Here is a 22,085-nt window from a genome sequence, read left to right as displayed (position 1 = left end):
CGTAGGGCTCATCGGTTCCCCGCAACCTTTCCCTCAGTCGCCTTCGGCATGCCTTTCTCCCCGGTGAAGTGGCCGAAGCAACTGAGAGGACGAACCTTTGCGCATCGCCACGACGCTCACCGGCGCCGCCGTCGCGCTCGCCACCGCCCTTCTTCCGGGAACGGCGGTCGCCGCCGGCACCACCGCCACCTGGGGCCTCGACCGCATCGACCAGCGCACCCTGCCGCTGTCGTCGTCGTACGCCGCGCCCGCGGCGGCCGGCGTCACCGTCTACGTGGTCGACACCGGCATCCGCACCTCCCATCGCGAGTTCGGTGGGCGGGCCACCGACGGCTACGGCGACGACGGCGACTGCAACGGCCACGGCACCCACGTGGCGAGCACCATCGGGGGCGCCACCCTGGGCGTCGCCAAGGACGTCAAGCTCGTGGGCGTACGGGTCCTCGACTGCAAGGGCAACGGTTCCTACAAGTCGATCATCGCCGGGATCGACTGGGTCGCCCGGCAGACGGCCCGCCCGGCCGTGGCCAATCTCAGTCTCGGCGGCACCACCAGCAAGGCGCTCGACGACGCGGTCGACCGGGCCGTGGCCAAGGGCATCACCGTGGTGGTGGCGGCGGGCAACGACAACCGCAATGCCTGTACGCAATCACCCGCGCGCACCCCGTCCGCCATCACCGTGGGCGCGACCGACCGGAACGACACCCGATGGTCGTCGTCGAACTACGGCTCCTGCGTCGACATCTTCGCCCCCGGTGTCCGGATCGAGGGCGCCTCGACCGCGTCCAACACCGCGACCAAGCAGATGAACGGCACCTCGATGGCGAGCCCGCACGTGGCCGGGGCGGCCGCGCTCGTGCTCGCCGCCCACCCCTCGTACACCCCGGCCCAGGTCCGCGACGAGCTGGTGGCCCAGGCCGCGACCGGCACGATCCGCAATCCGGGCCCGGGCACGCCCAACCGGATGCTCTACACCGGCTACCTCGCCCGATGAACCCGGTGAAAGGGCCTCAGTCGCTGAAAGGCCGGACCGTGCAACTTCGCGCGGATAGCGTGAATCCCGGCTCGGTTCGTTAGTCACAGGAGGACCCATGTCGCAGGCGCCCGAAACCGATACGCGACCCACAGTCCTGGTCGTCGACGACGAGGAGGACCTCCGCGACATCATGCGGCGCATGCTGGAACGGCGTGGCTTCGACACCCTGATCGCCGGCGACTCGACGCAGGCCATCGAGGCCTGCCGGCAGCATCCGGGCGACATCGACATCCTGATCACCGACCTCGGCCTGCCCGGCGTCTCCGGCGGCGAGCTGTCCCGCTCGGCCACCGAGCTGCGCCCGGAGATGCGGGTCGTCTACATCTCCGGCCTGCCCAAGGAGATCGCCGTGGCCGACGGCCTGATCGCCGAGGACGCCCTGCTGGTGAAGAAGCCCTTCAGCAGCGAGGCCCTGGTCGAGACGTTGCGCTCCGTGCTCTGACCCGTCCCCGAGAGCGCCGCCGTCCCCAAGGACGGCGGCGCTTTTCTTTCATCCGGTTTCTTTCATCCGGGCCAGGGCAGGGTGAGCTCGCCCAGGCGCCAGCGGGCCGGGCCGTGCTGGACCGGCCAGCCCTCGTCACGCAGCCGGCGGACGGTGGCCAGCCAGCGCTGGCGGGGGCCGAACGGGGTGGCCTCGGTCTCCCAGGCCCGCCCGAGGGCACGCAGCAGCTCGTGCACCGGCCGCCCCGGGACGTTGTGGTGGATCAGGGCCTTGGGCAACCGCTCAGCGAAAGTCGCGGGGTGATCCAGATCGGACAGGCGGGCCGAAAGCGTGAGAGTGGCCGGCACCCCGTCCTCGACCACGGCCCAGGTGGCTATCCGGCCCAGCTCGTCGCAGGTGCCCTCGATCAGGACGGCGCCGGTCGCGGTCATTTGACGCCAGGCGGCGGCCACCTCGTCCTCGGCGTACTGGCGGAGCACGTTGAAGGCCCGCACGACGACCGGGCGCAGGCCGGCGAGCTCGAAACCGCCGCGGCGGAACTCGAGCAGCGGGGGCGCCGCGTGCGGCTGCGCGGCTACGACGCGTACCGGATCGATCTCGAGACCGACCACCGTGACGTCCGCCCGGACCGCCGCCGCCAGGCGGCTCCGAAGCTCGACCGCGGTGACCGGCGTGGCGCCGTAGCCCAGATCGATGACCAGGGGCTGCGGCGCGTTCCGGAGCAGGTCGCCGCAGCGGAAGGCGATGAAGTTGTCGACGCGGCGCAGCCGGTTGGGATTGGTCGTCCCCCGGGTGATCGCGCCGACCGGTCGCTGAGCCATCTTTGGCATGCCCTCCTGGCCCTACGCCCCTTCGTCCGCTCCGGTGCAGTCGGTCATGCCGGCAACTTCCTACTTCTCCCGGTGGACCTTGTGCTGGGCGGCCTGGGCGATCGGCCGGACCACGATGCGGTCGAGGTTGACGTGGTGCGGGCGGGTCGCGGCGAAGGCGATGATGTCGGCGATGTCCTCGGCGACCAGGGGCTCCTTGACACCCTCGTAGATCGCGTCGGCCTTGGCCCGGTCGCCGCCGAACCGCTTGAGCGAGAACTCGTCGGTGCGGACCATGCCCGGGTCGACCTCGATGACGCGGACCGGCTTGCCCGACAGCTCCAGCCGCAGCGTGCCGACCAGGGCGGTCTGGGCGTGCTTGGCCGCCGTGTACCCGCCGCCGCCCTCGTAGACCGTGAAGGCCGCGGTCGAACCGACCGTCACGATCGTCCCGGCGCCGCTGCGCTCCAGGGCGGGCAGCAGCGCCTTGGTCATCCGCAACGAGCCGAGCACGTTCACGTCGTACATCCACTGCCAGTCGTCGACCGCGCCGGCCGCCACCGGGTCGAGCCCGGCCGCCCCGCCCGCGTTGTTGACCAGCAGCGTGACCGGGCCGCCGAGCCCGGCCACCGTGGCCGCCAGGGCCGCCACCGACTCGTCCGAGGTGACGTCGCACGCGACCGCCGTCGCGGCCGGGCCGATCTCCTTGACCAGCTCCTCGAGCCGCTCGGCGCGCCGGGCCGCCGCCACGACGTGGAACCCCTCCGTGGCGAGACGGCGGGCGGTCGCCGCCCCGATGCCGCTGGACGCGCCCGTGACCACTGCGATGTTCTGCATGCCCCCCATCCTTCCCGATGAGATGGGTCACCCCCGGTGGGCTGCATAGTGGTTCGGCCCACGACGGCGGGGAAGATTAATGACTGCGCAACAATCCCCGCGCTTCTGTCGGACACTGGAGGACCAACCGTGGCAGAATGGCCGACCCCGCGGCGCATCGCCACCCTCTCGGTGCACACCTCCCCCCTCGAACAGCCGGGCACCGGCGACGCGGGCGGCATGAACGTGTACATCGTCGAGGTCGCCAAGCGCCTCGCCCGGCGCGGCGTCGAGGTGGAGATCTTCACCCGGGCCACCCGCAGCGACCTGCCGCCCTGCGTCGAGATGGCCCCCGGCGTGCTGGTCCGGCACGTCACCGCCGGCCCGTACGAAGGCCTGGAGAAAGAGGAGCTGCCGGCCCAGCTCTGCGCCTTCACCAACGGGGTGCTGCGGGCCGAGGCCGCGCGCCCGCCGGGCCACTACGACCTGATCCACTCGCACTACTGGCTCTCCGGGCAGGTCGGCTGGCTCGCCCGCGAACGCTGGGGCGTGCCGCACGTGCACACCGCGCACACCCTGGCCAAGGTCAAGAACAGGCTGATCGCGGCCGGCGACCGCCCCGAGCCGCGGGCCCGGGTGATCGGCGAGGAACAGGTGATCGCCGAGTCCGACCGGCTCGTCGCCAACACCCGGTTCGAGGCCCGCGACCTCGTCGCCTACTACGACGCCGACCCGGCCCGGACCACGGTCGTACAGCCGGGGGTCGACCTTGAACGGTTCCGCCCCGGCCCGGTGGACCGGGCCCGTTTCGATCTGCCCACCCACGGCAAGATCATTTCCTTCGTCGGCCGGATCCAGCCGCTCAAGGCGCCCGACGTGCTGATCTCGGCGCTGGGCGCGATGCGCTCCGAGGACGTCACCGTGGTGATCTGCGGCGGGCCCAGCGGCACCGGGCTCGACCGGCCGACCTCGCTGATCGAGCTGGCGGCCTCCCTCGGCGTCAGCGACTCGGTCCGTTTTCTGCCGCCGCAGAACGGCGACGGCCTGGCCGCCCTCTACCGGGCGTCGGACGTGGTGGCGGTGCCGTCCTACAACGAGTCGTTCGGGCTGGTCGCCCTCGAGGCCCAGGCGTGCGGTACGCCCGTGGTCGCGGCCGCGGTCGGCGGCCTGGTCACCGCCGTTCGCGACGGGGTCAGCGGCGTGCTGGTCGACGGGCACGACCCGGCGGACTGGGCCCGGGTGCTGGACGACCTGCTCGACGCGCCGCGGCGCCGCAAACTGCTCTCGGCGGGCGCGGTCGCGCACGCGTCCGACTTCTCCTGGGACCGTACGGCGGAAGGCCTGATCCGGGTCTACCGTGAGGCCGTCACGGAGCACCGCGAGCTGATCCGACAACGCCTGGAGGCGTACGCATGGTGACCGCCCTGATCGAGAAGGCGCTGTCCGAACGGGAGCTCGAGTGGGAGGCCACCGGCCCCGGCTCGTACGTGGTGACGCTGCCCGGCACCCACAAACTCAAGACCGCCTGCAACCTGATCGTCGGCGAGCACGCGCTGCGCGTCGAGGCGTTCGTGATGCGCCGGCCGGACGAGCGCCACGAGGAGTTGTGGGCGTGGATGCTGCGCCGCAACGCCCGGATGTTCGGGGTGGCGTTCTCCATCGACGCGGTGGGCGACGTCTATCTCACCGGACGGGTGTCCCTCAAAGGCCTGGACGAGGACGAGTTGGACCGGCTGCTCGGCTCGGTGCTGACCTATTCGGACGAATCCTTCGACACGATGCTGGAGATCGGCTTCGGCTCGTCGATCCGCCGCGAATGGGAGTGGCGCGTCAAGCGCGGCGAGTCCCTGGCCAATCTGCAGGCGTTCAAACACCTCGCTCCCTCGGAGGACTCCTGACCTTCGCCGGTGTCGGCATGGATCGTCCGGGTACTGAAAGAGACGATCGGACAACGCCGATGTAATGGTGAGGTGAACCGGGCATGGCCAACGACACTCCGAATACGCCGGGCGTCAGCGAAAGCAAGATCGCGCGGATGAAAGCGGACGACCTGCGCCGCGAGCTGAAGAAACGCGGTGTCAAGAACACCGACGAGCTGAAGAAGCCGGAGCTCGTCAAGAAGATGGTCAAGGCGTCGCTCCGGGAAACCAAGAAGAATCCGACGAGCCGCAACGACACTCCGAACACACCGGAGGTCAGCGAGTCGAAGATCGCCCGAATGAAGGCCGACGACCTGCGCCGGGAGCTGAAGAAGCACGGCGTGAAGAAGACGGACGAGCTGAAGAAGCCCGAGCTGGTCAAGAAGCTGGTCAAGGCCCTGACGTCTTCTTCGGATGGCAAGCGCACGGCGTCTTCTTCGGATGGCAAGCGCACGGCGTCGTCGGGTGGCAAAGGCACGGCGTCGTCGGGTGGCAAGCGCACGGGCAAGAAGGCGTCGAAGTCCCTCGACTACTCGCAGGAGATCAAGTCGACCAGCGACAAGCCGGAACGCGCCGGCCGCTCCCTCGTCACCACCGACCACGAGGTGATCCGCCAGTGGGCCAAGGCCCGCAAGGCCGTCCCGTCCACCGTCGCCGGCACCCAGCACGACGGCCACCTGGGCGTGCTGCGCTTCGACTTCCCCGGCTACGACGAGAGCGACCGCCTCGTCGAGGTCAGCTGGGCCGAGTGGTTCGAGGCCTTCGACAAGCGCCGGCTCAACTTCATCTACCAGCAGCAGCTGACCAGTGGCAAGCGAAGCAACTTCTTCCGGCTGGAGAACCCGGACGAGTGACCGGCCCCGCCATTGGGCTGTTCAGCGGGACTTATGTGGGATTGGTCATCCGCCGATCGGCCAAAAGTCGGTGACTGTGACGGTCCAGACAGATGGCAGACAGCCAAGTGGCTTGTAAGCCTTGACCGGCCCAACTAGCGTAATCAATGGACGCCGGACCGTTAGTTCGGGGAACTGGTTGACCGGAGACGGTCACCGCGGCCGGCGTTTGGGGACGGGTGGCATATGCCGTTGGGGGACGGCGCGACCCGAGACCGGCGGTTAGTGCGGGCGACGCCTATGGGGATGGGCGTCGTCCGCCGCCGCCGGTGCAACAGCTCTCGACTTTTTCTCGCGGCCACTGCGGCTGTACGCAGTCACGCCCGCGCTCACCGTGGCGCACCCTGGTCCTTGCTCAGCGTGCTGACCGCGGCTTGCCCAGCCAGGCCCGCGCTCACCGTGGCGCACCCTGGTCCTTGCTCAGCGTGCTGACCGCGGCTTGCCCAGCCAGGCCCGCGCTCCATGTGCTGCCAGCGATCTCGCCTGCCCCCGGCCCGCGCTCCGCCGGGTGCCCATAACCTTGCCCGCCCCGGCTCGCGAGGGCGCCGCCCGGAAGCTTGGGCAACTCGAGACGAGGGCGCTGCCCTGGGCTCAAGCGAGGCGACTCGAGGCGAGGGCGCTATCCCGGGCTCAGGCAGCTCAAGGCGAGGGCGCTGCCTCGGGCTTAGGCGACTCGAGGCGAGGGCGCTGCCTGGGGCTCAGGCAGCTCAAGGCGAGGGCACTGCCTCGGGCTCAGGGGACTCGAGGCGAGGGTGCTGCCCCGGGCTCAGGCAGCTCGAAGCGAGGGCGCTGCTCGAATCTCGGGCGACTCGAGATCCGCGGCCGAGGCCTTCTCAGGGGGCGGGGACTGTCTGCTCGGTCTCCGAGCGGAGGGCGGCGACGCGGCGTTCGCGGGCGGGGCCGGCTAGCAGGTGCAGGGCGGCTGCGGTGGCGCCCAGGGCGCCGACGATGAGCCAGTGGGCGTCGCCCAGGTATTGCAGGCCGGCGCCGCCGAGGGCGGGGGCCAGGAACGAGGCGGCGGGGAAGGCCAGGAAGAACACCGACTGGTAGCGGCCGCGCAGCTCCAGCGGGGCCAGCTCCGAGTTGATCTCGGCGTTGGGTGGGGCGGCCAGCATGCTGCCGATCGTCCAGATGACGGCGGCCGCGAGGTAGAGCGGCAGCTGGTCGGCTAGGGCCAGCACGGCGAAGCCGTTGCCGTTGACCAGCAGCGCGACGGCCAGGACGCGGTCCTTGCGGTGGCCGTCGATGACCTTGGGCACGAAGAGCTGGCCGGCCACGATGAGGGCGGCGCCCAGGGCGACCACGACGCCGTAGGCCGAAGGGCTCAGGTCGTCGGCCTGCATCGCCAGCGGCACGATCGTGCTGGCCTGCGTATAGATCAGCGCCTGCAGCAGCGTCAACCCGACGAAGACCAAGAAGATCCTGTCCGTCAGCACTGCACCAAGCCCTCGCGGCCCAGTCTTCCCGCCCGGCCGCGAAGGCAAGTCCGGCCGCGAGAGCAAGTCCGGCCGCGAAGGCAAGTCCGGCCGCGAAGGTCCGTCCGGCCGCGAAGGCAAGTCCGGCCGCGAAGGTCCGTCCGGGCGGGAGCCGCCCGCGCCGTAAGCATTGGGCTGCCCGATCGGGCCGGCGGAGACGGCGCGGCGGGGCAGAGTCTCGGGGATCTTCCAGGCGATCAGCAGGGCGGTGGCCAGGGTGCTGGCGGCATCGATCAGGAAGAGGCCGACGTAGCTCCACGTGGCCAGCACGCCGGCGATCAGTGAGGCGCCCGCCATGCCCAGGTTGAAGGCCCAGAACTGCAGGTTGAAGGCGCGGGAGCGGCGTTCGGCGGGGACCACGTCGATGATGGCGGCGACGAAGGCGGGCTGGGGCATCGACTGGAACAGGCCGAGCAGCAGGCACAGGGCGGCGATCACGGCCAGGTCGGCGCTGAGGGCCAGGCCGGCCAGCGTCGCCACGACGACGAAGTGGGACAGCAGCAGGGTGCGGCGGCGGCCCCAGCGGTCGGTCAGGACGCCGCCGGTCAGGGTGCCGAGGATGCCGCCGATGCCGTAGGTGCCGACGATCAGCCCGGCCTGCGCGGTGCCGGCGCCGCGCTGGGCGGTCAGGTAGAGCGAGAGGAACAGGACGGCGAAGCCGCCGACCCGGTTGATCAGGATGCCGGTCCAGAGATACCAGTAGGTCGCCGGGAGCCCGCCCGCCGTGTCCCGTAGCCAGCTCCGCACAGTACCCCCGGGTAGGCAACCTTCTTAACAGTTGAAGGCTAGCGCCGGGCGGTCTCCTCGGCCACCGGGGGTGGGATGTCGGCCGCGGGCTCGGCCTCGGCCGGCGGCAGGTTCGTCAGGGCCGAGGTGGCGGCGACGGACGGCGCGGTCGCGGCGGCGCCCGCCATGGCCTCGATGCGGCGACGCCGGCTGGGACCGGCCAGCAGGTGGCCCACGGCGACCAGGGCGCACACGACGAAACAGCCGAGCCACAGCGCCGCGTCGCCCAGATGCTCCTGCGTGTAGCCGCCCAGGATCGGGGCCAGGGCGGTGCCGGCCGACCACATCAGTGAGTTCAGCCCCTGGTAGCGGCCGCGCAGCGCGGAGGGGGAGAGGCCGGCCACCGTCGCCGCGTTGGACGGGGACTGCAGCATCTCGCCGAGCGTCCAGATCACCACGGTCAGCGCGAAGAACCAGGTCGCGTCGGCGAAGGCGGTCAGCCCGAAGCCGACCCCGACGATCAGCGAGGCCACGGCCAGCACCCGGGCGCTGTCGTGATTGCCGATCAGCTTGGGGATGAACAGCTGCCCGAGCACGATCAGCACGCCGTTCACCGCGATGACCCCGCCGTACGTCGCCGCCGAGAGCCCGTCGGAGGTCATCGCGATCGGCAGCGTCGACAGGTGCTGCATCATCACGACGATGCCGCCGAGCGAGATGAGCAGGTAGCTGACGAAGACCCGGTCGCGCAGGACCGTGCCCATGCCGCCGCCCGAGCGGGTCTGCCGCTTGGCGGCGGAGCGGGCGGGCCGGGTCTCCTTGACGAAGATCAGGAAGACCGTCGCGGTGATCAGGGTGCTGGCCGCGTCGACGATGAACAGCAGCAGGTAATCGGCCTTGGCGGCCAGGCCGGCGCCGACCGAGGAGAGCGCGAAGCCCAGGTTGATGGCCCAATAGTTCAGGCTGTACGCCCGTACGCGATCCTTCTCCGGCACGACGTCGACCAGCATGGCCGAGAACGCCGGCCGCACCGCCTCGCTGAAGAACCCCAGCAGGAACGTCGTGGCCAGGATCTGGCCGTACTCGTGGGCGAAGCCGAGGGCGAGCATCAGCGCCGCCGCCGTGAACTGGGCGGTCAGCATCGTCGGCCGGCGGCCCCACCGGTCGGCCAGGACCCCGCCCGCGGTCGTGCCGAGGGCGCCGCCCACCCCGTACAGCCCGATGACCAGACCGGCCTGGCTCTGGGAGAAGCCCCGATCGGCGGTCAGGTAGATCGCCAGGAAGATCACCACGAACGAGCCGAGGCGGTTGATCAGCGTGCCGGTCCAGAGCAACCAGAACTGCCGCGGTAGACCGCCGATGGCCTGGTTGTACCAGTTCCGCACGCCGCACCCCGTCCGAGTGGTAAGTAGTGATCAAGCTCCATTCCCTTACAACCTAGGTGGCCGCGCAACTCGGTTTCCATGTGGTGGTCGCCACTGACGGGTCCGCGCCCGGCCAAAACCGGCCTGCGGCAGGATGGAGGTCATGACAGGGACTTTGGTGCTGCTGCGACACGGCAACAGCGAGTGGAACGCCAAGAACCTCTTCACCGGCTGGGTCGACGTCGACCTGGACGCCAAGGGTGAGGACGAGGCCCGCCGCGGTGGCGAGCTGCTCAAGGCCCAGGGCGTGCTGCCGGACGTGGTGCACACCAGCGTTCTGCGCCGCGCCATCCGGACCAGCGAGATCGCGCTGCACATCACCGACCGCCACTGGATCCCGGTGAAGCGCTCCTGGCGGCTCAACGAGCGCCACTACGGCGCTCTGCAGGGCAAGGACAAGAAGCAGACCCTCGAGGCGTACGGCGAGGAGCAGTTCATGCTCTGGCGCCGGTCGTACGACGTGCCGCCGCCGCCGATCGAGGCCGGCTCCGAGTTCGCCCAGTTCGACGACCCGCGGTACGCGCTGCTGCCGCCGGAGGCCCTGCCCAAGGCCGAGTGCCTCAAGGACGTCCTGGTCCGCGCGCTGCCGTACTGGTACGACGAGGTCGTCCCCGACCTGCGGGCCGGCAAGACCGTGCTGGTCGCCGCGCACGGCAACTCGCTGCGGGCCATCGTCAAGCACCTCGACGACATCTCCGACGAGGCGATCGCCAAGCTGAACATCCCGACCGGGATCCCGCTGCGCTACGACCTCGACGACAACCTGCGCCCGATCACCAAGGGCGGCACCTACCTCGACCCCGAGGCGGCCAAGGAAGCGGCGGCCGCAGTCGCCAACCAGGGCCGGTAAACAGCAAACGGCCGGGACGCCCCCGTGGCGTCCCGGCCGTCAGCCCCTTTCAGGCGAGCGCAACCGCTCAGCTCTGATCGGCCACCTGCTCTCCCGTGATCAGGTAGACCAGCTGCGCGCCGACGTTCACCGCGTGGTCGGCGTAGCGCTCGTAGAACCGGCCCAGCAGGGCGCCGTCGATGGCGGTCTCGGCGCCGTACGGCCAGTCGTCGGCGAGCATGATGCGGAACAGCTCACGCTCCTGCTCGTCGATCTTGTCGTCGTCCTTCTCGAGGCCCCGGGCCAGCTCGGCGTCGGGGTTGGCCAGCAGCTTGGCGATCTCCTCGGCCATCTCGTCGGCCACCTCGGCCATCCGCTTGAAGACCGGGCGCAGCTCGGCCGGGACGGCCGGCGACGGGTGACGGCGCTGGGCCGTCTTGGCCACGTGCTCGGCCAGGTCGCCCATCCGCTCGATGTCGGCCGAGATGTGCAGGGCGGTGATGACCATCCGCAGGTCGGAGGCGACCGGCGCCTGGCGGGCGATCGTGTCGGCCACCTTCGTCTCGACCTGGCTGTAGATCGCGTCGATCTCGGCGTCGCGCTCGATGACCGACTCGGCGGCCTTGAGGTCGGCGGTGAGCAGCGCGGTGGTCGCGTTCCGCAGCGCGGTCCGCACCCCTTCTGCCATGGTCACCAGCAGGCGGGTGACCTCGTTGAGATCGGCCTGGAACTCCTCGCGCATGTTGTCTCGTCCCCAGGGGCTCGCGGTCGCCCCGAAACAGGGCGCGACCTTGGTTGTCGTCCAGGCTAGGCGCGGCCAGCAGCGGTCACGTGAACGGCGATGAACGACGCCGGGCGCAGTGGTGAACATTATTCGACACGCGCCCGCTTTGTCCGGATCGCCCTAGGGTCCAGGTAAACAATGACCCTACGATCGCAGCGTGGACCTGGTGTACGGCATTCTCCTGACCCTCGTCGCGCTGGCCGCCGGCGTGGCGGCGGGAGTCTATTTCGCCCGCAGGTCGCCCAAGCCGGACGTCACCGACTCCCGGCAGCATGAGGGAGGACGTGCCATCGACAGCGAGACCGGCAAGCACGGCATGAAGGGGCTCGGCCGCAAGAGCCTCGACTCGCTGCGCGTCGGCGTGGTGGTCCTCGACGCCGAGGATCACCCGGTCCTGGTCAACCCGGCCGCCCGGGCGATGGGCCTGCTCCGCTCGGGCGGGGCGCCGGGCACCATCGCCGCCCATCCCATCCTGCGCACCCTGGCCGGCCAGGTGCGGCGTACGGGCGTACGGCGGGAAGTGGAACTTGATCTGCCCCGAGGGCGAGCCGGAGGGGCCGAGGCGCCGCTGGGGTTGCACCTGAGGGCGGTGGCGCTCAACTCGACGCATGTGGCGGTCGAGGCGGCCGATGTCACCGAGTCGCATCGGCTGGCGCGGGTCCGCCGCGACTTCGTGGCCAACGTGAGTCACGAGCTCAAGACCCCGATCGGCGCGCTCCAGCTGCTGGCCGAGGCCCTGCTGGACGCGACCGAGCTGCCGGCGGCCGAGGCCGTCTCGGGCGACGAGCAGAACGAGGACCTGCTGGCCGCCCGCCGGTTCGCCGAGCGGATCCACCACGAGTCGGCCCGGATGGGCCGCCTGGTCAACGAGCTGCTCGAGCTGACCCGGCTGCAGGGCGCGGAGCCGCTGCCGACCCCGGAACCGGTCGCGCTCGACTGGGTCATCGCCGAGGTGGTCGACCGCACCCGCACCACCGCGTCGGCCAAGAACATCGAGGTCGTCTACTCCGGTCCCAAGGGAGCTACCGTTTACGGCAGCGACAGTCAGGTGGCGACCGCGGTGACCAACCTCGTGGAGAACGCGATCGCGTACTCCGGTGATGACACGAAGGTCGAGCTCACTCTGCGTCAGGATGACGACTGGGTCGAGATCGACGTCGCGGACCAGGGCATCGGCATCGCCCCGCACGACGTCGACCGGATCTTCGAACGGTTCTACCGAGCCGATCAGGCCAGGTCCCGCTCGACCGGCGGCACCGGTCTGGGCCTGGCCATCGTCAAGCACATCGCCACCAACCACGGCGGCCGGGTCGACGTGACCAGCAGCCTGGGCGACGGCTCGACGTTCACCCTGCGCCTACCGGCGCGTCCCCCGGAAGCCCCTCTGCCGTTACCGACGGCGATTGAGATCGAATCCGGTGCGGGCGGACGATGAGTCTCGCCAGCCGGAAGATGGAAGGAACCACATTGGCCCGCGTGCTCGTGGTCGAGGATGAGGAGTCGTTCTCCGACGCCCTGTCGTACATGCTGCGCAAGGAGGGCTTCGAGGTCTCGGTCGCCCCGACCGGAACCTCGGCTCTGACGCAGTTCGACCGGACCGGTGCCGACATCGTGCTGCTCGACCTCATGCTTCCGGAGATGTCCGGCACCGAGGTCTGCCGTCAGCTGCGTCAGCGCTCGGCCGTCCCGATCATCATGGTCACCGCCCGGGACAGCGAGATCGACAAGGTCGTCGGTCTCGAGATCGGCGCCGACGACTACGTGACCAAGCCGTACTCCCCGCGTGAGCTCGTCGCCCGGATCCGGGCCGTGCTCCGCCGCCAGGGCACCGAGGCGGCCGAGGTCTCCACCCCGACGCTGGCCGCCGGCCCGGTCCGGATGGACGTCGAGCGGCACGTCGTCACGGTCGACGGCAGCGGCGTGCAGCTTCCGCTCAAGGAGTTCGAGCTGCTCGAGCTGCTGCTGCGCAATGCCGGCCGGGTGCTCACCCGCGGCCAGCTGATCGACCGGGTCTGGGGCGCCGACTACGTCGGCGACACCAAGACCCTCGATGTCCACGTGAAGCGGCTGCGCTCCAAGGTGGAGCCCGAGCCGTCCGCCCCGCGCTACATCGTCACGGTGCGCGGCCTCGGCTACAAATTCGAGCCCTGACCCCTCCAACCACCCCACCGCCGCCCTTGAGCGGCCTGAAGGCGGTTACAGGCTCTCGGGAGGCGCGGCGGGCTCACGTCCGCCGCGCTTCCTCGGCGCCCCGGCCTTGACGGTGGCCGGGTGCACCGCGGTCAGGCCCTTGGCCAGCCGGTCCGCGCAGAGCTCGGCCAGCTTGTCGTACGCGGCCTGACCGACCAGGGCGATCAGCTCCGGGGCGTACGAGACGTACATCGGCTCGGTGCCGACGTGCGCGTCCGGCGACGAGGTGCACCACCAGTCGAGGTCGTGCCCGCCCGGCCCCCAGCCGCGCCGGTCGAACTCGGTGAGCGTGGACTGCAGCACCTTCGTACCGTCCGGCCGCTTGATCCAGTCCTGCTCGCGGCGCACCGGCAGCTGCCAGCAGACGTCGGGCTTGTAGGTCAGCGGATGGACGCCGTCGCGCAGCGCCTGGGCGTGCAGCGCGCAGCCGCCACCACCGGCGAAGTCGGCGTCGTTGAGGAAGACACACGGGCCGTCCTGGGCCTGGACCGCCGTGCGGCGGGCCGGCTTGGCCCCGTCGATCGTGTCCATCTCGGTGTAGTTCTTGAAGCCGCGACGGTAGTGCTGCCAGTTCTCCGGGGTGAGCTTGGCCGCGGCCGCCTTCACCCTGTTCTCGTCGTCGGCGTCGGTGAAGAAGGCGCCGTGCGAACAGCAGCCGTCCTGCGCGCGCCCGGCCACGATGCCGTGGCAGGCCGAGCCGAACACACATGTCCATCTCGACAGCAACCAGGTCAGATCGGCCCGGACCAGGTGCTTGTCGTCATCGGGGTCGAGAAACTCGATCCACTCGCGAGGAAAGTCGAGGTCGACCTCGGCGGCTCGGGCGGCTGCCGCAGCGTCGAGGACGATGCGGATCTGTTGACGGCGGCTCACCCGGCTCAGCGTACGCGCGCGGGGGACCGCCACCGTGTCGCCGCCCGGTATGGCCGTATATACCCGCTAGAGGAGAGGGCGTACGCGACGAACGGGTCTACGCTTGATGACGTGAGTTCCCGCGTTCCCGTGCTCTTGTCCAGCTCGTCGGTCTTCCCCGAGCCGACCGCGGCCGCGTTCGAGCTGGCCGCCACGACCGGCTACGACGGCCTCGAGGTCATGGTCTGGACCGACCGCGTCAGCCAGGACGCCGGCGCGCTGAAGGGCCTGGCCGATCACTACAACGTCCCGGTGCTCTCGGTGCACGCCCCGTGTCTGCTGGTGACCCAGCGGGTCTGGAGCACCGACCCCTGGGAGAGGCTGAGCCGCGCCGCCCAGCTGGCCGAGACGCTCGGCGCCCCCACGGTCGTCGTGCACCCGCCGTTCAGCTGGCAGCGCGACTACGCCAAGAACTTCGCGGCCGGCCTCGCCAAGATCCAGGCCCGGCACCCCGACCTCGACTTCGCCATCGAGAACATGTTCCCGGTCAAGATGGCCGGCCGCTGGTTCGTTCCGTACACACCCGGCTGGGACCCGACCGAGACCGGCTTCGACGCCTACACGCTCGACCTGTCGCACTGCGCCGCGTCCCGCATCAACTCGCTGGCCATGGCCGACAAGATGGGGGCCGGTCTCAAGCACGTGCACCTCGGCGACGGCACCGGTGAGGGCCGCGACGAGCACCTGGTGCCCGGCCGCGGCAATCAGCCCTGCGCCGAGCTGCTGCGCTCGCTGTCGGCCCGCGGTTTCACCGGCTCGGTCGCGCTGGAGGTGTCGACGCGCAAGGCGCCGAGCCGCGCCGCCCGCGAGGCCGACCTGCGCGAGTCGCTGGAGTTCGCCCGCCGCCACCTCGCCCCTGCCGACTCGGCCACACCCGCGATCACCAGGGCCTGAACCGCCACGGCAATCGCCTGTCATCTCAGCGGTTACAAGGCGATTGCCTCGCGGAGCGAAGCGGAGCCAGCCAGCTCAGCCCTCTTGCGGGCGCGGTGGGCGGCCACGTGGGAGCGGGTGGCGCAGCGCTCGGAGCAGAAGCGGCGGCAGTTGTTCGACGACGTGTCGAGGTAGACGTTGCCGCAGCGCTCGTCGGCGCAGATGCCGAAGCGGGCGCTGCCGTACTCGCACAGCCACACCGACAGGCCCCAGGCGGCGCCGGCGAGGTACTCCGAGCTGACCGACGAGCCGCGGCTGGTCACGTGCATGTGCCAGTCGCCGGCGTCGTGCCCGGAGATGCGCGGCTGCACGGGAAAGACCTCGAGCAGCGAGTTGAGCTCGGTGACGGCCTCGGCGTCGCGGCCGGACGTGCCGTACTCGAAGACGTCGCGCAGGCGCTTCTGGGCGCGGCGGAAGACGGCGACGTCCTTCTCGGCCACCTCCTCGCGCATCCAGCCCTGATCGTCGGTGAACAGGGCCCGCAGCGCGGCGAGATCACTCACCTCGGCGTTGACGAGGTCAACGGCGGTTCGGGCGTACGCATCGAAGTCCACCCGACAACGGTAGCCGCACCGGCCGCCGACCAACACGGACGAAGGGCCCACTTGTCCCCCGTGCGCGCGGGCCGCTCCCGCGACCGCGGGTGGCCCGGGCGATACGCTCGGGACATGCTCCGCTCCCTGTTCCTGGCCGCCGCCGGATCGGACCGCCTCGGGCGCCTCGCGGCCGCCGTCCCCGTCAGCAAGAAGGTCGCCGGGCGCTACGTCGCCGGTGACGGCGTCGACGACGCGGTCCGGGCCGGCCGGTCCCTGGCCGACGACGGGCTCGGGGTGATCTTCGATCATCTGACGGAGGAGACCCGGAGCGCGGAGCAGGCGGTCGCGGTCCGCGACGAGTACCGCGATCTGCTCGGCCGGCTCAAGGCGGCCGGGTTGACGCCGGGGGCCGAGGTGAGCCTGAAACTGTCGGCGCTGGGGCTCGGGCTCGACGAGCGGCTCGCCTACGAGCACGCCCTGGCCGTCTGCGCGGCCGCGGCCGAGGCGGGCACGACCGTGACCCTGGACGCCGAGGATCACAGCACCACCGACGCCACTTTGGAGATCCTGGCCGAGCTGCGCAAGGACCACCCGGCGACCGGGGCGGTGCTGCAGGCGTACCTGAGGCGCACCGAGGGTGACTGCCGCGAGCTCGCCACGGCCGGCTCGCGGGTGCGGCTGTGCAAGGGCGCCTACGCGGAGCCGGAGTCGGTGGCCTTCCAGTCTCCGCTCGACATCGACAAGTCGTTCGTCCGCTGTCTGAACATCCTGATGTCGGGCGAGGGCTACCCGATGGTGGCGACCCACGATCCGCGGCTGATCGCGATCGCCGAGGACCGCGCCCGCTGGTTCGACCGCACTGGCGAGGAGTACGAGTTCCAGCTCCTCTACGGCGTGCGCCCGGAGGAGCAGGCCCGGCTGGCCGCCGCGGGCAACGTCGTGCGGGCCTACGTCCCGTACGGCCCGTACTGGTACGGCTATGTCATGCGCCGGCTCGCCTTCGGCCGGGCCTTCGGCGGACGGTAGACAGGCTGTCCGTCCCAAAAGCAACAATACGGTCGTAAACGGCTCAGAACCAGCGTGTCAGCCTTGACTTTTTCCGGCCTTTTTCACGGAACGCATCGCGTTGGTCACAGCCGTATCGATACCGTTCTGATGACACGCACGTTCTCCGCCGCGTCGCAACCCTTCGCCCTCGCCGCGGCCCGTGCCTGCGAAAGGATCGGTGCGACGAGATGACGGGTCCAGCCCAGACCGAGGAACGGCTCTCGGAGGTGCGGTTCCTGACCGTGGCCGAGGTGGCCTCTCTGATGAGGGTCTCCAAGATGACGGTCTATCGGTTGGTGCACGGCGGTGACCTCACCGCCGTCCGGGTCGGCCGGTCCTTCCGGGTGCCCGAGCACGCCGTGCACGAGTACCTGCGCGGCGCTTTCTCCCAGACGGCCTAGGGCCGTTTTGGCCCGGCCCCGGCCGGGCTTGTACGCTGGTGCGGTTGGCTCCGGGCTGCTCGCGCGCCTGGGCCCCCGTTCAGCTCGGATGCGGGACGTGCCACCGCGCACGCGCCGGTCCGATCCACCAGTTTCGAGAGGCATGTCGTATGGGCTCCGTGGTCAAGAAGCGCCGCAAGCGTATGGCGAAGAAGAAGCACCGCAAGCTGCTGCGTAAGACCCGCGTCCAGCGTCGCCGTCTGGGCAAGTGACGGCGGGCCGGGGTCTCTTCCCGGCCTTCCCGTCGCTTGCCGCAGGCATCGCACCCGTACGCATCGGAAGGTGCGCCTGACGTGACCTCTCCGCCCAGCGTCGTCGTGGTCACCGGAGTCAGCCGATTCCTCGGCGCCCGGGTGGCCGCTCGCCTCGCCGCAGATCCCCGGGTCGACCGTGTCGTCGGCCTGGATCCGCACGACCCGCCGGCCGCCCTGCGCGACCTCATGACGGATGTCGAGCTGATCCGGGCCGATGCCCGCGCGGCCTCGGGCGCCATCGCCGAGCTGGGGGCCGAGGCTCTCGTGCACCTGGCGGTGACCAGCGCGCCCGACTCGCAGCACGGCGGCCGGGCGGCGATGAAAGAGCAGAACGTCATCGGCACGATGCAGCTGCTCGCCGCCGCCCAGGGCGCGTCCCGGCTGCGCAAGCTCGTGGTGCGCTCGTCCACGGCCGCCTACGGCGCGTCGTTCCGCGACCCCGCGGTCTTCACCGAGGACACCGAGCCCCGGGCGGTCCCGCGGGGCTCGTTCGCCCGCGACATCCTCGACATCGAGGGCTACGTGCGGGGTTTCCGCCGTCGCCGGCCCGAGGTGGCGGCCACCGTGCTGCGTTTCGCGCCGTTCATCAGCTCGACCGCCGACACGACGCTGACCCGCTACTTCTCGCAGCCGCTGGTGCCGACCGTGTTCGGCCGTGACGCCCGGCTGCAGTTCGTGCACGTCGACGACGCCCTCGAGATCCTGCACCGTTCGGTGATCGAGGATCACCCGGGCACGTACAACGTGGCCGGGGCCGGCGTGCTGGCGCTGTCGCAGGCCGTCCGCCGGGCCGGGCGCATCTCGCTGCCGCTGCCCGAGGGCACCCTCTCCACCTTCGCCGGGCTGGCCCGCAACGTCGGGATCGGCCAGATCGGCTTCGATCAGATCGACCTGTTCGTGCACGGCCGGGTCGTGGACACCACGCGGCTGGTCGGCGAGTTCGGCTTCACGCCGCGGAGCACGGCCGAGGCGTTCGACGACTTCATCCGGGGCCACGCGGGCGGCTCGCTCACCGACGACCGGCTGGCCGCGGCCGAGCAGGCCATCCTCGACGGCATCCGGCGGGTTCGCGGGGGCGCCGAGGCCGCCGCGGTGACCGGCGGGAGCGAGCTGTGAGCCAGGACGAGTTCCGCGACATGCTGCCCGGCAACGCCGACTTCGTCCTGCCCCGGCCGGCCGAGCCGGTGCGGGTCAACGGCCGCCGGCCCATCCCGGAGGAGCCGGTGAACAACGGGCATGCCGAGCCGGCTGTCCCACCGGCCGAGCCGCCCGCCACCTTGGACGTCTGGGATCAGCGGGTGGCCGGCGGGCTGGCCTTCCTGCGCCGGCGGCTGGCCGGGACGTACGAAGTGGACGAGTTCGGCTTCGACCCCGAGCTCACCGATGCCGTCTTCCACCCGCTGCTGCGGGTGCTCTACCACGACTGGTTCCGCACCGAGGTCTTCGGCATCGACAACGTGCCCGACACGGGCGGCGGCCTGGTGGTGGCCAACCACTCCGGCACCCTCGCGCTCGACGCGCTGATGCTGTCGGTGGCGATCCGTGACCAGCACCCCCGCGAGCGGCACCTGCGCCTGCTCGGGGCCGACCTGGTGTTCCGCATGCCGGTGGTGAGCGAGCTGGCCCGCAAGTCGGGCGTGACCGTGGCCTGCAACCCGGACGCGGAGCGCCTGATGAGCACGGGCGAGCTGGTCGGCGTCTTCCCCGAGGGCTTCAAGGGCATCGGCAAGCGCTTCGCCGACCGGTACAAGCTGCAGCGCTTCGGCCGGGGCGGGTTCGTCTCGGCGGCGCTGCGCACGGGCACCCCGATCGTGCCGGTGGCGATCGTCGGCGCCGAGGAGATCTACCCGATCCTGGCCGACATCAAGCCGCTGGCCCGGCTGCTCGGCGTTCCGTACTTCCCGGTCACGCCGACCTTCCCCTGGCTGGGGCCGCTGGGCCTGGTGCCGCTGCCGAGCAAGTGGATGATCCAGGTCTGCCCGCCGATCCCGACCGCGCATCTGACCGAGCTGGCCGACGACCCGATGGTCGTCTACAACCTGGCCGACCAGGTGCGCGAGACGATCCAGGCGACGCTGTTCGAACTCCTGGAGAAGCGGCCCGATCCGTTCGCCCGCTGATCGCACGGAAACGGCCGTTGAGCGACAGCTAGGCCGTTCGTGGGCGGAATTGGCCTATAATGACAGTGAGGGGCGGTCCGGTAACTCCCGGCAACCGCCCCTCGCCATGTCCTCTTCCGCGTGCTACCCGCCGAAGATGCCGTCCAGCAGGCCGCCCAGCGGGCCCTTCTCCTTGGTCTCGCCGGTGTCGCCGTCGGTGGTGTCGCTGGTGCCGGCACCCGGGTCGAGCAGCGGCGTCTCCGACGGCACCGGCGTGCCGCCGAGCGGCAGCTCCGGGGTCGTCGACGGAGCGACCTGACCGGTCACCCCACCCTTGGTCCTACCGGTGCCGGCCGTGGTGCCCGGCTTGGCCGCCGGGTCCTCGGCCGGGTCGGACTGCTGCGGCTTGACCTTGGCGTCCTTGCCCGGCTTGGACGTCGTCTTGCTGCTCGGCCCGGTGGACGGGCGCGACGTGGTGGCCGGCTCGTCATCGGCGCAGCCGCGCAGCTTGGGGCCGAGCGTGTCCGCGCCGTTGGGCGTGACCGGCGTGCACTTCAGGCCGGCCCGCAGGTCGGCCGAGCGCTTGCTCACCGACTCGAGCAGCGAGAGCGAGCTGGTGGCCCGTTCCCGGTTGCTCGCGTTGAGGTGGTCGAGCTTCGGGGTCAGCACGCCGCGCTGCCGCTCGACGAAACCGTCGATCGTGGCCAGCGGCTTGCTGTCGCGGTTGGCCACGACCGCCGTGGTGAGCTGCTTGACGCCCTTGCGGGTGTCGGCGTCCATGTCGTCGAGCACACCGGCGAACCCGGTGTCGCCGGCCTTCATCGCGGCCGCCTCGGCGAGCCGGTTGCGGGCGAAGTCCAGGGACAGCTGTCCCCGGCTGACGTCCGAGCCGGCCATGGCCAGCTGGGCGCGTTCGGTCGAGCGCTTGACCCCGTACAGGGCGTCGCCCGGTGATGCGTTCTCGCTTGCCGCGGAGATCCCGGAGACCGCCATCGCGCCGGCGGCGACGCCGATCACGATCGCGCCGCGCGCCCGGATGCGCCGGCCGTGCCCCAGCAGGCCGGTCCGGGCCGTCGACACGGACCCGGAGGCGGGCTCCTTCTCGACTGCGGTGGCGGTCCGGCCGATGCCGTCCCGCTCGGCGGTGGCCACCAGCATGGCGCGCAGGCCGGAGCGGAACTCGGAGTCCACCCGGACCCCGGGCCGTGCGCCGGACAGGCTGTTGCCGATGGCGACCAGCTCGGCGAGCTGCTCATCGGCCTGACCGCGACTGTGATGCCGGCGGCCGCCGGTGTTCTCGTCGAGAAGCTCCGCGAAGCGCTCGGCGCTCCGCCGGTCCAGGAAGTCGAACTTCACCGCGGGCACCTCCCCTCGCTCGTGAGTGTCTCGTCGGCGACGTCGCCGACGGTCGCGACGAAATCGGGGGCTTCGAGGGCCGCCCGGGGTCGCACTCGGACAAACGCGCGACACGCGTCCCCGGTTACGGGGACGAGCGCCCGGCATCGGGTATTGGAGGTGGCCCCCGTCATACCTGGAAGCCTTCCGGCAGGAGGCGGGCCAAAGCTCGTACGGCGCGGTACTGCAGGGCCTTGATGGCGCCTTCGTTCTTGCCCATGGTCTGCGCGGTCTCGGCCACCGAGAAGCCTTGCAGGAAGCGCAGCACGATGCACTCCTGCTGCTCCGGGTTGAGCTGCTTGACCGCGGTGAGCAGGGCGACGTTGGTGATGTGGTCGACCACGGCCGACTCCGGGCTGCCCTCGGGCCCGCGGTCCTCCCGGTCGGCGTCGAGCACGTCGCCGGTGGTGACCTCGAGCCGGTACCGGCCCGACTTGAAGTGGTCGGCGACCAGGTTGCGGGCGATGGTGACCAGCCAGGCCCCGAGGTCGCGGCCCTGCCAGGTGAAGCTGCCGATGCGCTTGAGGGCGCGCAGGAACGTGTCCGAGGTGAGGTCCTCGGCGAGCTGGCGGTTGCCGACCCGGAAGTAGACGAAGCGGAAGACGGTGTCGACGTACCGGTCGTAGATCAGCCCGAACGCCTCGGCCTCGCCGGCCTGGGCCCGCTCGACCAGCGCCCACACCTCGGCCGCGGCGTCGCCCGGATCGGGCCGGGCCGGGTATTTCGGCTGCTGCGAGGGCTCGGTCGGCGGGCTGGTGGTGCTCTGCGCGGGCACCACGACGGTCTGCTCGCCGGGCGCGGCGTCCGGCAGCTGGCTGCGCTGGCCGGCGGTCGGCTGCGGCGGGGGCATGCCGGGCCGGCCGGGCACGGCCACCCGCCCGCCACCGGCGACCGGCTTGGTGTTGCCGCTGGGCGACGTCCACTGGCCGGGCGACTCGTTGACGTGGGGGCGGTTGCGGGTCCGCTTGGGGCCGTCGCCCCGGATCGCGTTGACCACCATGTCGTTGACGGAGCGGCGCAGGACGGTCAGGCCGTCGGTGAATGCGAGGTTCGGATCCCCGGCGTACGCATGAGTCACTGCGCCTCCTTCACCTTCACCCGGCGGGCCTGCTGAGACTGCTCATCC

General features: G+C 70.9%; 22 protein-coding genes and 1 pseudogene. 14 read left to right on the top strand and 9 right to left on the bottom strand.

The features are described 5' to 3' along the window. Window positions 1-97: 97 nt before the first annotated feature. Window positions 98-994, top strand: coding sequence for a S8 family peptidase (locus AB0J66_RS10855; RefSeq protein WP_364658392.1), 897 nt, complete (start codon window positions 98-100; stop codon window positions 992-994). A gap of 97 nt (window positions 995-1,091) precedes the next feature. Beyond that, on the top strand, window positions 1,092-1,478 hold the full coding sequence (locus AB0J66_RS10850; protein WP_360246887.1) for a response regulator: 387 nt from the start codon (window positions 1,092-1,094) through the stop codon (window positions 1,476-1,478). Window positions 1,479-1,540: 62 nt separating this feature from the next. Here the strand turns inward: AB0J66_RS10850 and AB0J66_RS10845 are convergent, their stop codons facing one another. Next, a complete protein-coding gene (locus tag AB0J66_RS10845; RefSeq protein WP_364658390.1) occupies window positions 1,541-2,308 on the bottom strand; it encodes a class I SAM-dependent methyltransferase in 768 nt (255 codons plus the stop codon). A gap of 60 nt (window positions 2,309-2,368) precedes the next feature. Further along, window positions 2,369-3,124 carry an SDR family oxidoreductase gene (locus AB0J66_RS10840; protein ID WP_364658387.1) on the bottom strand — a complete coding sequence of 252 codons (756 nt, stop codon included), beginning with the start codon at window positions 3,122-3,124 and terminating at the stop codon, window positions 2,369-2,371. A 129-nt stretch (window positions 3,125-3,253) separates the two neighbouring features. Between AB0J66_RS10840 and mshA the strand changes: the two genes are divergently transcribed. The 3 genes from mshA (at window position 3,254) to AB0J66_RS10825 (ending at window position 5,876) form a co-directional block, all read left to right on the top strand. Next, a complete protein-coding gene (gene mshA, locus AB0J66_RS10835; RefSeq protein WP_364658384.1) occupies window positions 3,254-4,522 on the top strand; it encodes a D-inositol-3-phosphate glycosyltransferase in 1,269 nt (422 codons plus the stop codon). Next, window positions 4,516-5,001 (top strand): YbjN domain-containing protein, encoded by a 486-nt coding sequence (locus AB0J66_RS10830; protein ID WP_364658382.1) that lies wholly within the window; start codon window positions 4,516-4,518, stop codon window positions 4,999-5,001. Before mshA ends, AB0J66_RS10830 begins: the two co-directional genes overlap by 7 nt. Window positions 5,002-5,084: 83 nt before the next feature. After that, window positions 5,085-5,876 (top strand): hypothetical protein, encoded by a 792-nt coding sequence (locus tag AB0J66_RS10825; RefSeq protein ID WP_364658379.1) that lies wholly within the window; start codon window positions 5,085-5,087, stop codon window positions 5,874-5,876. Window positions 5,877-6,748: 872 nt separating this feature from the next. Here AB0J66_RS10825 and AB0J66_RS10820 read toward each other — a convergent pair. After that, window positions 6,749-8,137: an MFS transporter gene (locus tag AB0J66_RS10820; RefSeq protein ID WP_364658378.1), complete on the bottom strand. Its 1,389-nt coding sequence runs from the start codon at window positions 8,135-8,137 to the stop codon at window positions 6,749-6,751. A 38-nt stretch (window positions 8,138-8,175) separates the two neighbouring features. Continuing rightward, entirely contained in the window at window positions 8,176-9,501 is a 1,326-nt protein-coding gene (locus AB0J66_RS10815) for an MFS transporter (RefSeq protein WP_364658375.1), read from the bottom strand. 142 nt (window positions 9,502-9,643) lie between these two features. Between AB0J66_RS10815 and AB0J66_RS10810 the strand changes: the two genes are divergently transcribed. Next, complete coding sequence (locus tag AB0J66_RS10810) at window positions 9,644-10,390, top strand: phosphoglyceromutase (RefSeq protein WP_364658372.1); 747 nt, start codon at window positions 9,644-9,646, stop codon at window positions 10,388-10,390. Window positions 10,391-10,457: 67 nt separating this feature from the next. On the opposite strand, the gene phoU is transcribed toward AB0J66_RS10810, so the two are convergent. Beyond that, on the bottom strand, window positions 10,458-11,111 hold the full coding sequence (gene phoU, locus AB0J66_RS10805; protein WP_364658370.1) for a phosphate signaling complex protein PhoU: 654 nt from the start codon (window positions 11,109-11,111) through the stop codon (window positions 10,458-10,460). Between the two features lie 223 nt (window positions 11,112-11,334). Between phoU and AB0J66_RS10800 the strand changes: the two genes are divergently transcribed. Beyond that, window positions 11,335-12,588 (top strand): ATP-binding protein, encoded by a 1,254-nt coding sequence (locus AB0J66_RS10800; RefSeq protein WP_364658701.1) that lies wholly within the window; start codon window positions 11,335-11,337, stop codon window positions 12,586-12,588. A gap of 32 nt (window positions 12,589-12,620) precedes the next feature. Beyond that, on the top strand, window positions 12,621-13,304 hold the full coding sequence (locus tag AB0J66_RS10795; protein ID WP_097317745.1) for a response regulator transcription factor: 684 nt from the start codon (window positions 12,621-12,623) through the stop codon (window positions 13,302-13,304). Window positions 13,305-13,349: 45 nt separating this feature from the next. Here the strand turns inward: AB0J66_RS10795 and AB0J66_RS10790 are convergent, their stop codons facing one another. Then, window positions 13,350-14,216 (bottom strand): hypothetical protein, encoded by an 867-nt coding sequence (locus tag AB0J66_RS10790; protein WP_364658367.1) that lies wholly within the window; start codon window positions 14,214-14,216, stop codon window positions 13,350-13,352. 111 nt (window positions 14,217-14,327) lie between these two features. Here AB0J66_RS10790 and AB0J66_RS10785 point away from each other — a divergent pair, with 111 nt between their 5' ends. Beyond that, window positions 14,328-15,149, top strand: a complete 822-nt coding sequence (locus AB0J66_RS10785; protein WP_364658364.1) for a sugar phosphate isomerase/epimerase — start codon at window positions 14,328-14,330, stop codon at window positions 15,147-15,149. Between the two features lie 32 nt (window positions 15,150-15,181). Here AB0J66_RS10785 and AB0J66_RS10780 read toward each other — a convergent pair whose 3' ends face one another. Next, window positions 15,182-15,742, bottom strand: coding sequence for a CGNR zinc finger domain-containing protein (locus tag AB0J66_RS10780; protein WP_364658362.1), 561 nt, complete (start codon window positions 15,740-15,742; stop codon window positions 15,182-15,184). Between the two features lie 114 nt (window positions 15,743-15,856). Between AB0J66_RS10780 and AB0J66_RS10775 the strand changes: the two genes are divergently transcribed. The 5 genes from AB0J66_RS10775 to AB0J66_RS10755 all read left to right on the top strand — a co-directional run bounded on the left by AB0J66_RS10775 (window position 15,857) and on the right by AB0J66_RS10755 (window position 19,585). Continuing rightward, window positions 15,857-16,750, top strand: a complete 894-nt coding sequence (locus AB0J66_RS10775) for a proline dehydrogenase family protein (protein WP_364658361.1) — start codon at window positions 15,857-15,859, stop codon at window positions 16,748-16,750. 209 nt (window positions 16,751-16,959) lie between these two features. Next, window positions 16,960-17,172: a helix-turn-helix domain-containing protein gene (locus AB0J66_RS10770; RefSeq protein ID WP_097317749.1), complete on the top strand. Its 213-nt coding sequence runs from the start codon at window positions 16,960-16,962 to the stop codon at window positions 17,170-17,172. A 149-nt stretch (window positions 17,173-17,321) separates the two neighbouring features. Further along, the gene (locus AB0J66_RS10765) at window positions 17,322-17,423 is read left to right on the top strand and encodes an AURKAIP1/COX24 domain-containing protein (RefSeq protein WP_007465623.1); all 102 of its coding nucleotides are present in this window, start codon (window positions 17,322-17,324) and stop codon (window positions 17,421-17,423) included. Between the two features lie 81 nt (window positions 17,424-17,504). Further along, a complete protein-coding gene (locus AB0J66_RS10760) occupies window positions 17,505-18,581 on the top strand; it encodes an NAD-dependent epimerase/dehydratase family protein (protein ID WP_364658358.1) in 1,077 nt (358 codons plus the stop codon). Then, the gene (locus tag AB0J66_RS10755) at window positions 18,578-19,585 is read left to right on the top strand and encodes a lysophospholipid acyltransferase family protein (RefSeq protein WP_364658356.1); all 1,008 of its coding nucleotides are present in this window, start codon (window positions 18,578-18,580) and stop codon (window positions 19,583-19,585) included. Before AB0J66_RS10760 ends, AB0J66_RS10755 begins: the two co-directional genes overlap by 4 nt. A gap of 489 nt (window positions 19,586-20,074) precedes the next feature. Here AB0J66_RS10755 and AB0J66_RS10750 read toward each other — a convergent pair. Both AB0J66_RS10750 and AB0J66_RS10745 read right to left on the bottom strand, forming a co-directional pair. Then, window positions 20,075-20,920, bottom strand: a pseudogene (locus AB0J66_RS10750) (DUF5667 domain-containing protein); the annotation flags it as partial. A 169-nt stretch (window positions 20,921-21,089) separates the two neighbouring features. Further along, on the bottom strand, window positions 21,090-21,959 hold the full coding sequence (locus tag AB0J66_RS10745) for an ECF subfamily RNA polymerase sigma factor, BldN family (protein WP_364658699.1): 870 nt from the start codon (window positions 21,957-21,959) through the stop codon (window positions 21,090-21,092). Window positions 21,960-22,085 lie beyond the last annotated feature (126 nt).

It is taken from the genome of Actinoplanes sp. NPDC049598 (assembly GCF_040675435.1).
In the GTDB taxonomy this organism is placed as follows: Bacteria; Actinomycetota; Actinomycetes; order Mycobacteriales; family Micromonosporaceae; genus Actinoplanes.
This window is presented reverse-complemented; position numbering and strand designations above follow the sequence as displayed.

Excerpts from the sequence above, each read along its gene's own strand:
- AB0J66_RS10830 (WP_364658382.1), top strand. The coding sequence starts at position 4,516 with ATGGTGACCGCCCTGATCGAGAAGGCGCTGTCCGAACGGGAGCTCGAG.
- AB0J66_RS10775 (WP_364658361.1), top strand. The coding sequence starts at position 15,857 with ATGCTCCGCTCCCTGTTCCTGGCCGCCGCCGGATCGGACCGCCTCGGG.
- AB0J66_RS10845 (WP_364658390.1), bottom strand. The coding sequence starts at position 2,308 with ATGCCAAAGATGGCTCAGCGACCGGTCGGCGCGATCACCCGGGGGACG.
- AB0J66_RS10765 (WP_007465623.1), top strand. The coding sequence starts at position 17,322 with ATGGGCTCCGTGGTCAAGAAGCGCCGCAAGCGTATGGCGAAGAAGAAG.
- AB0J66_RS10825 (WP_364658379.1), top strand. The coding sequence starts at position 5,085 with ATGGCCAACGACACTCCGAATACGCCGGGCGTCAGCGAAAGCAAGATC.
- AB0J66_RS10840 (WP_364658387.1), bottom strand. The coding sequence starts at position 3,124 with ATGCAGAACATCGCAGTGGTCACGGGCGCGTCCAGCGGCATCGGGGCG.
- AB0J66_RS10770 (WP_097317749.1), top strand. The coding sequence starts at position 16,960 with ATGACGGGTCCAGCCCAGACCGAGGAACGGCTCTCGGAGGTGCGGTTC.
- phoU (WP_364658370.1), bottom strand. The coding sequence starts at position 11,111 with ATGCGCGAGGAGTTCCAGGCCGATCTCAACGAGGTCACCCGCCTGCTG.
- AB0J66_RS10745 (WP_364658699.1), bottom strand. The coding sequence starts at position 21,959 with ATGGTGGTCAACGCGATCCGGGGCGACGGCCCCAAGCGGACCCGCAAC.
- AB0J66_RS10810 (WP_364658372.1), top strand. The coding sequence starts at position 9,644 with ATGACAGGGACTTTGGTGCTGCTGCGACACGGCAACAGCGAGTGGAAC.
- AB0J66_RS10850 (WP_360246887.1), top strand. The coding sequence starts at position 1,092 with ATGTCGCAGGCGCCCGAAACCGATACGCGACCCACAGTCCTGGTCGTC.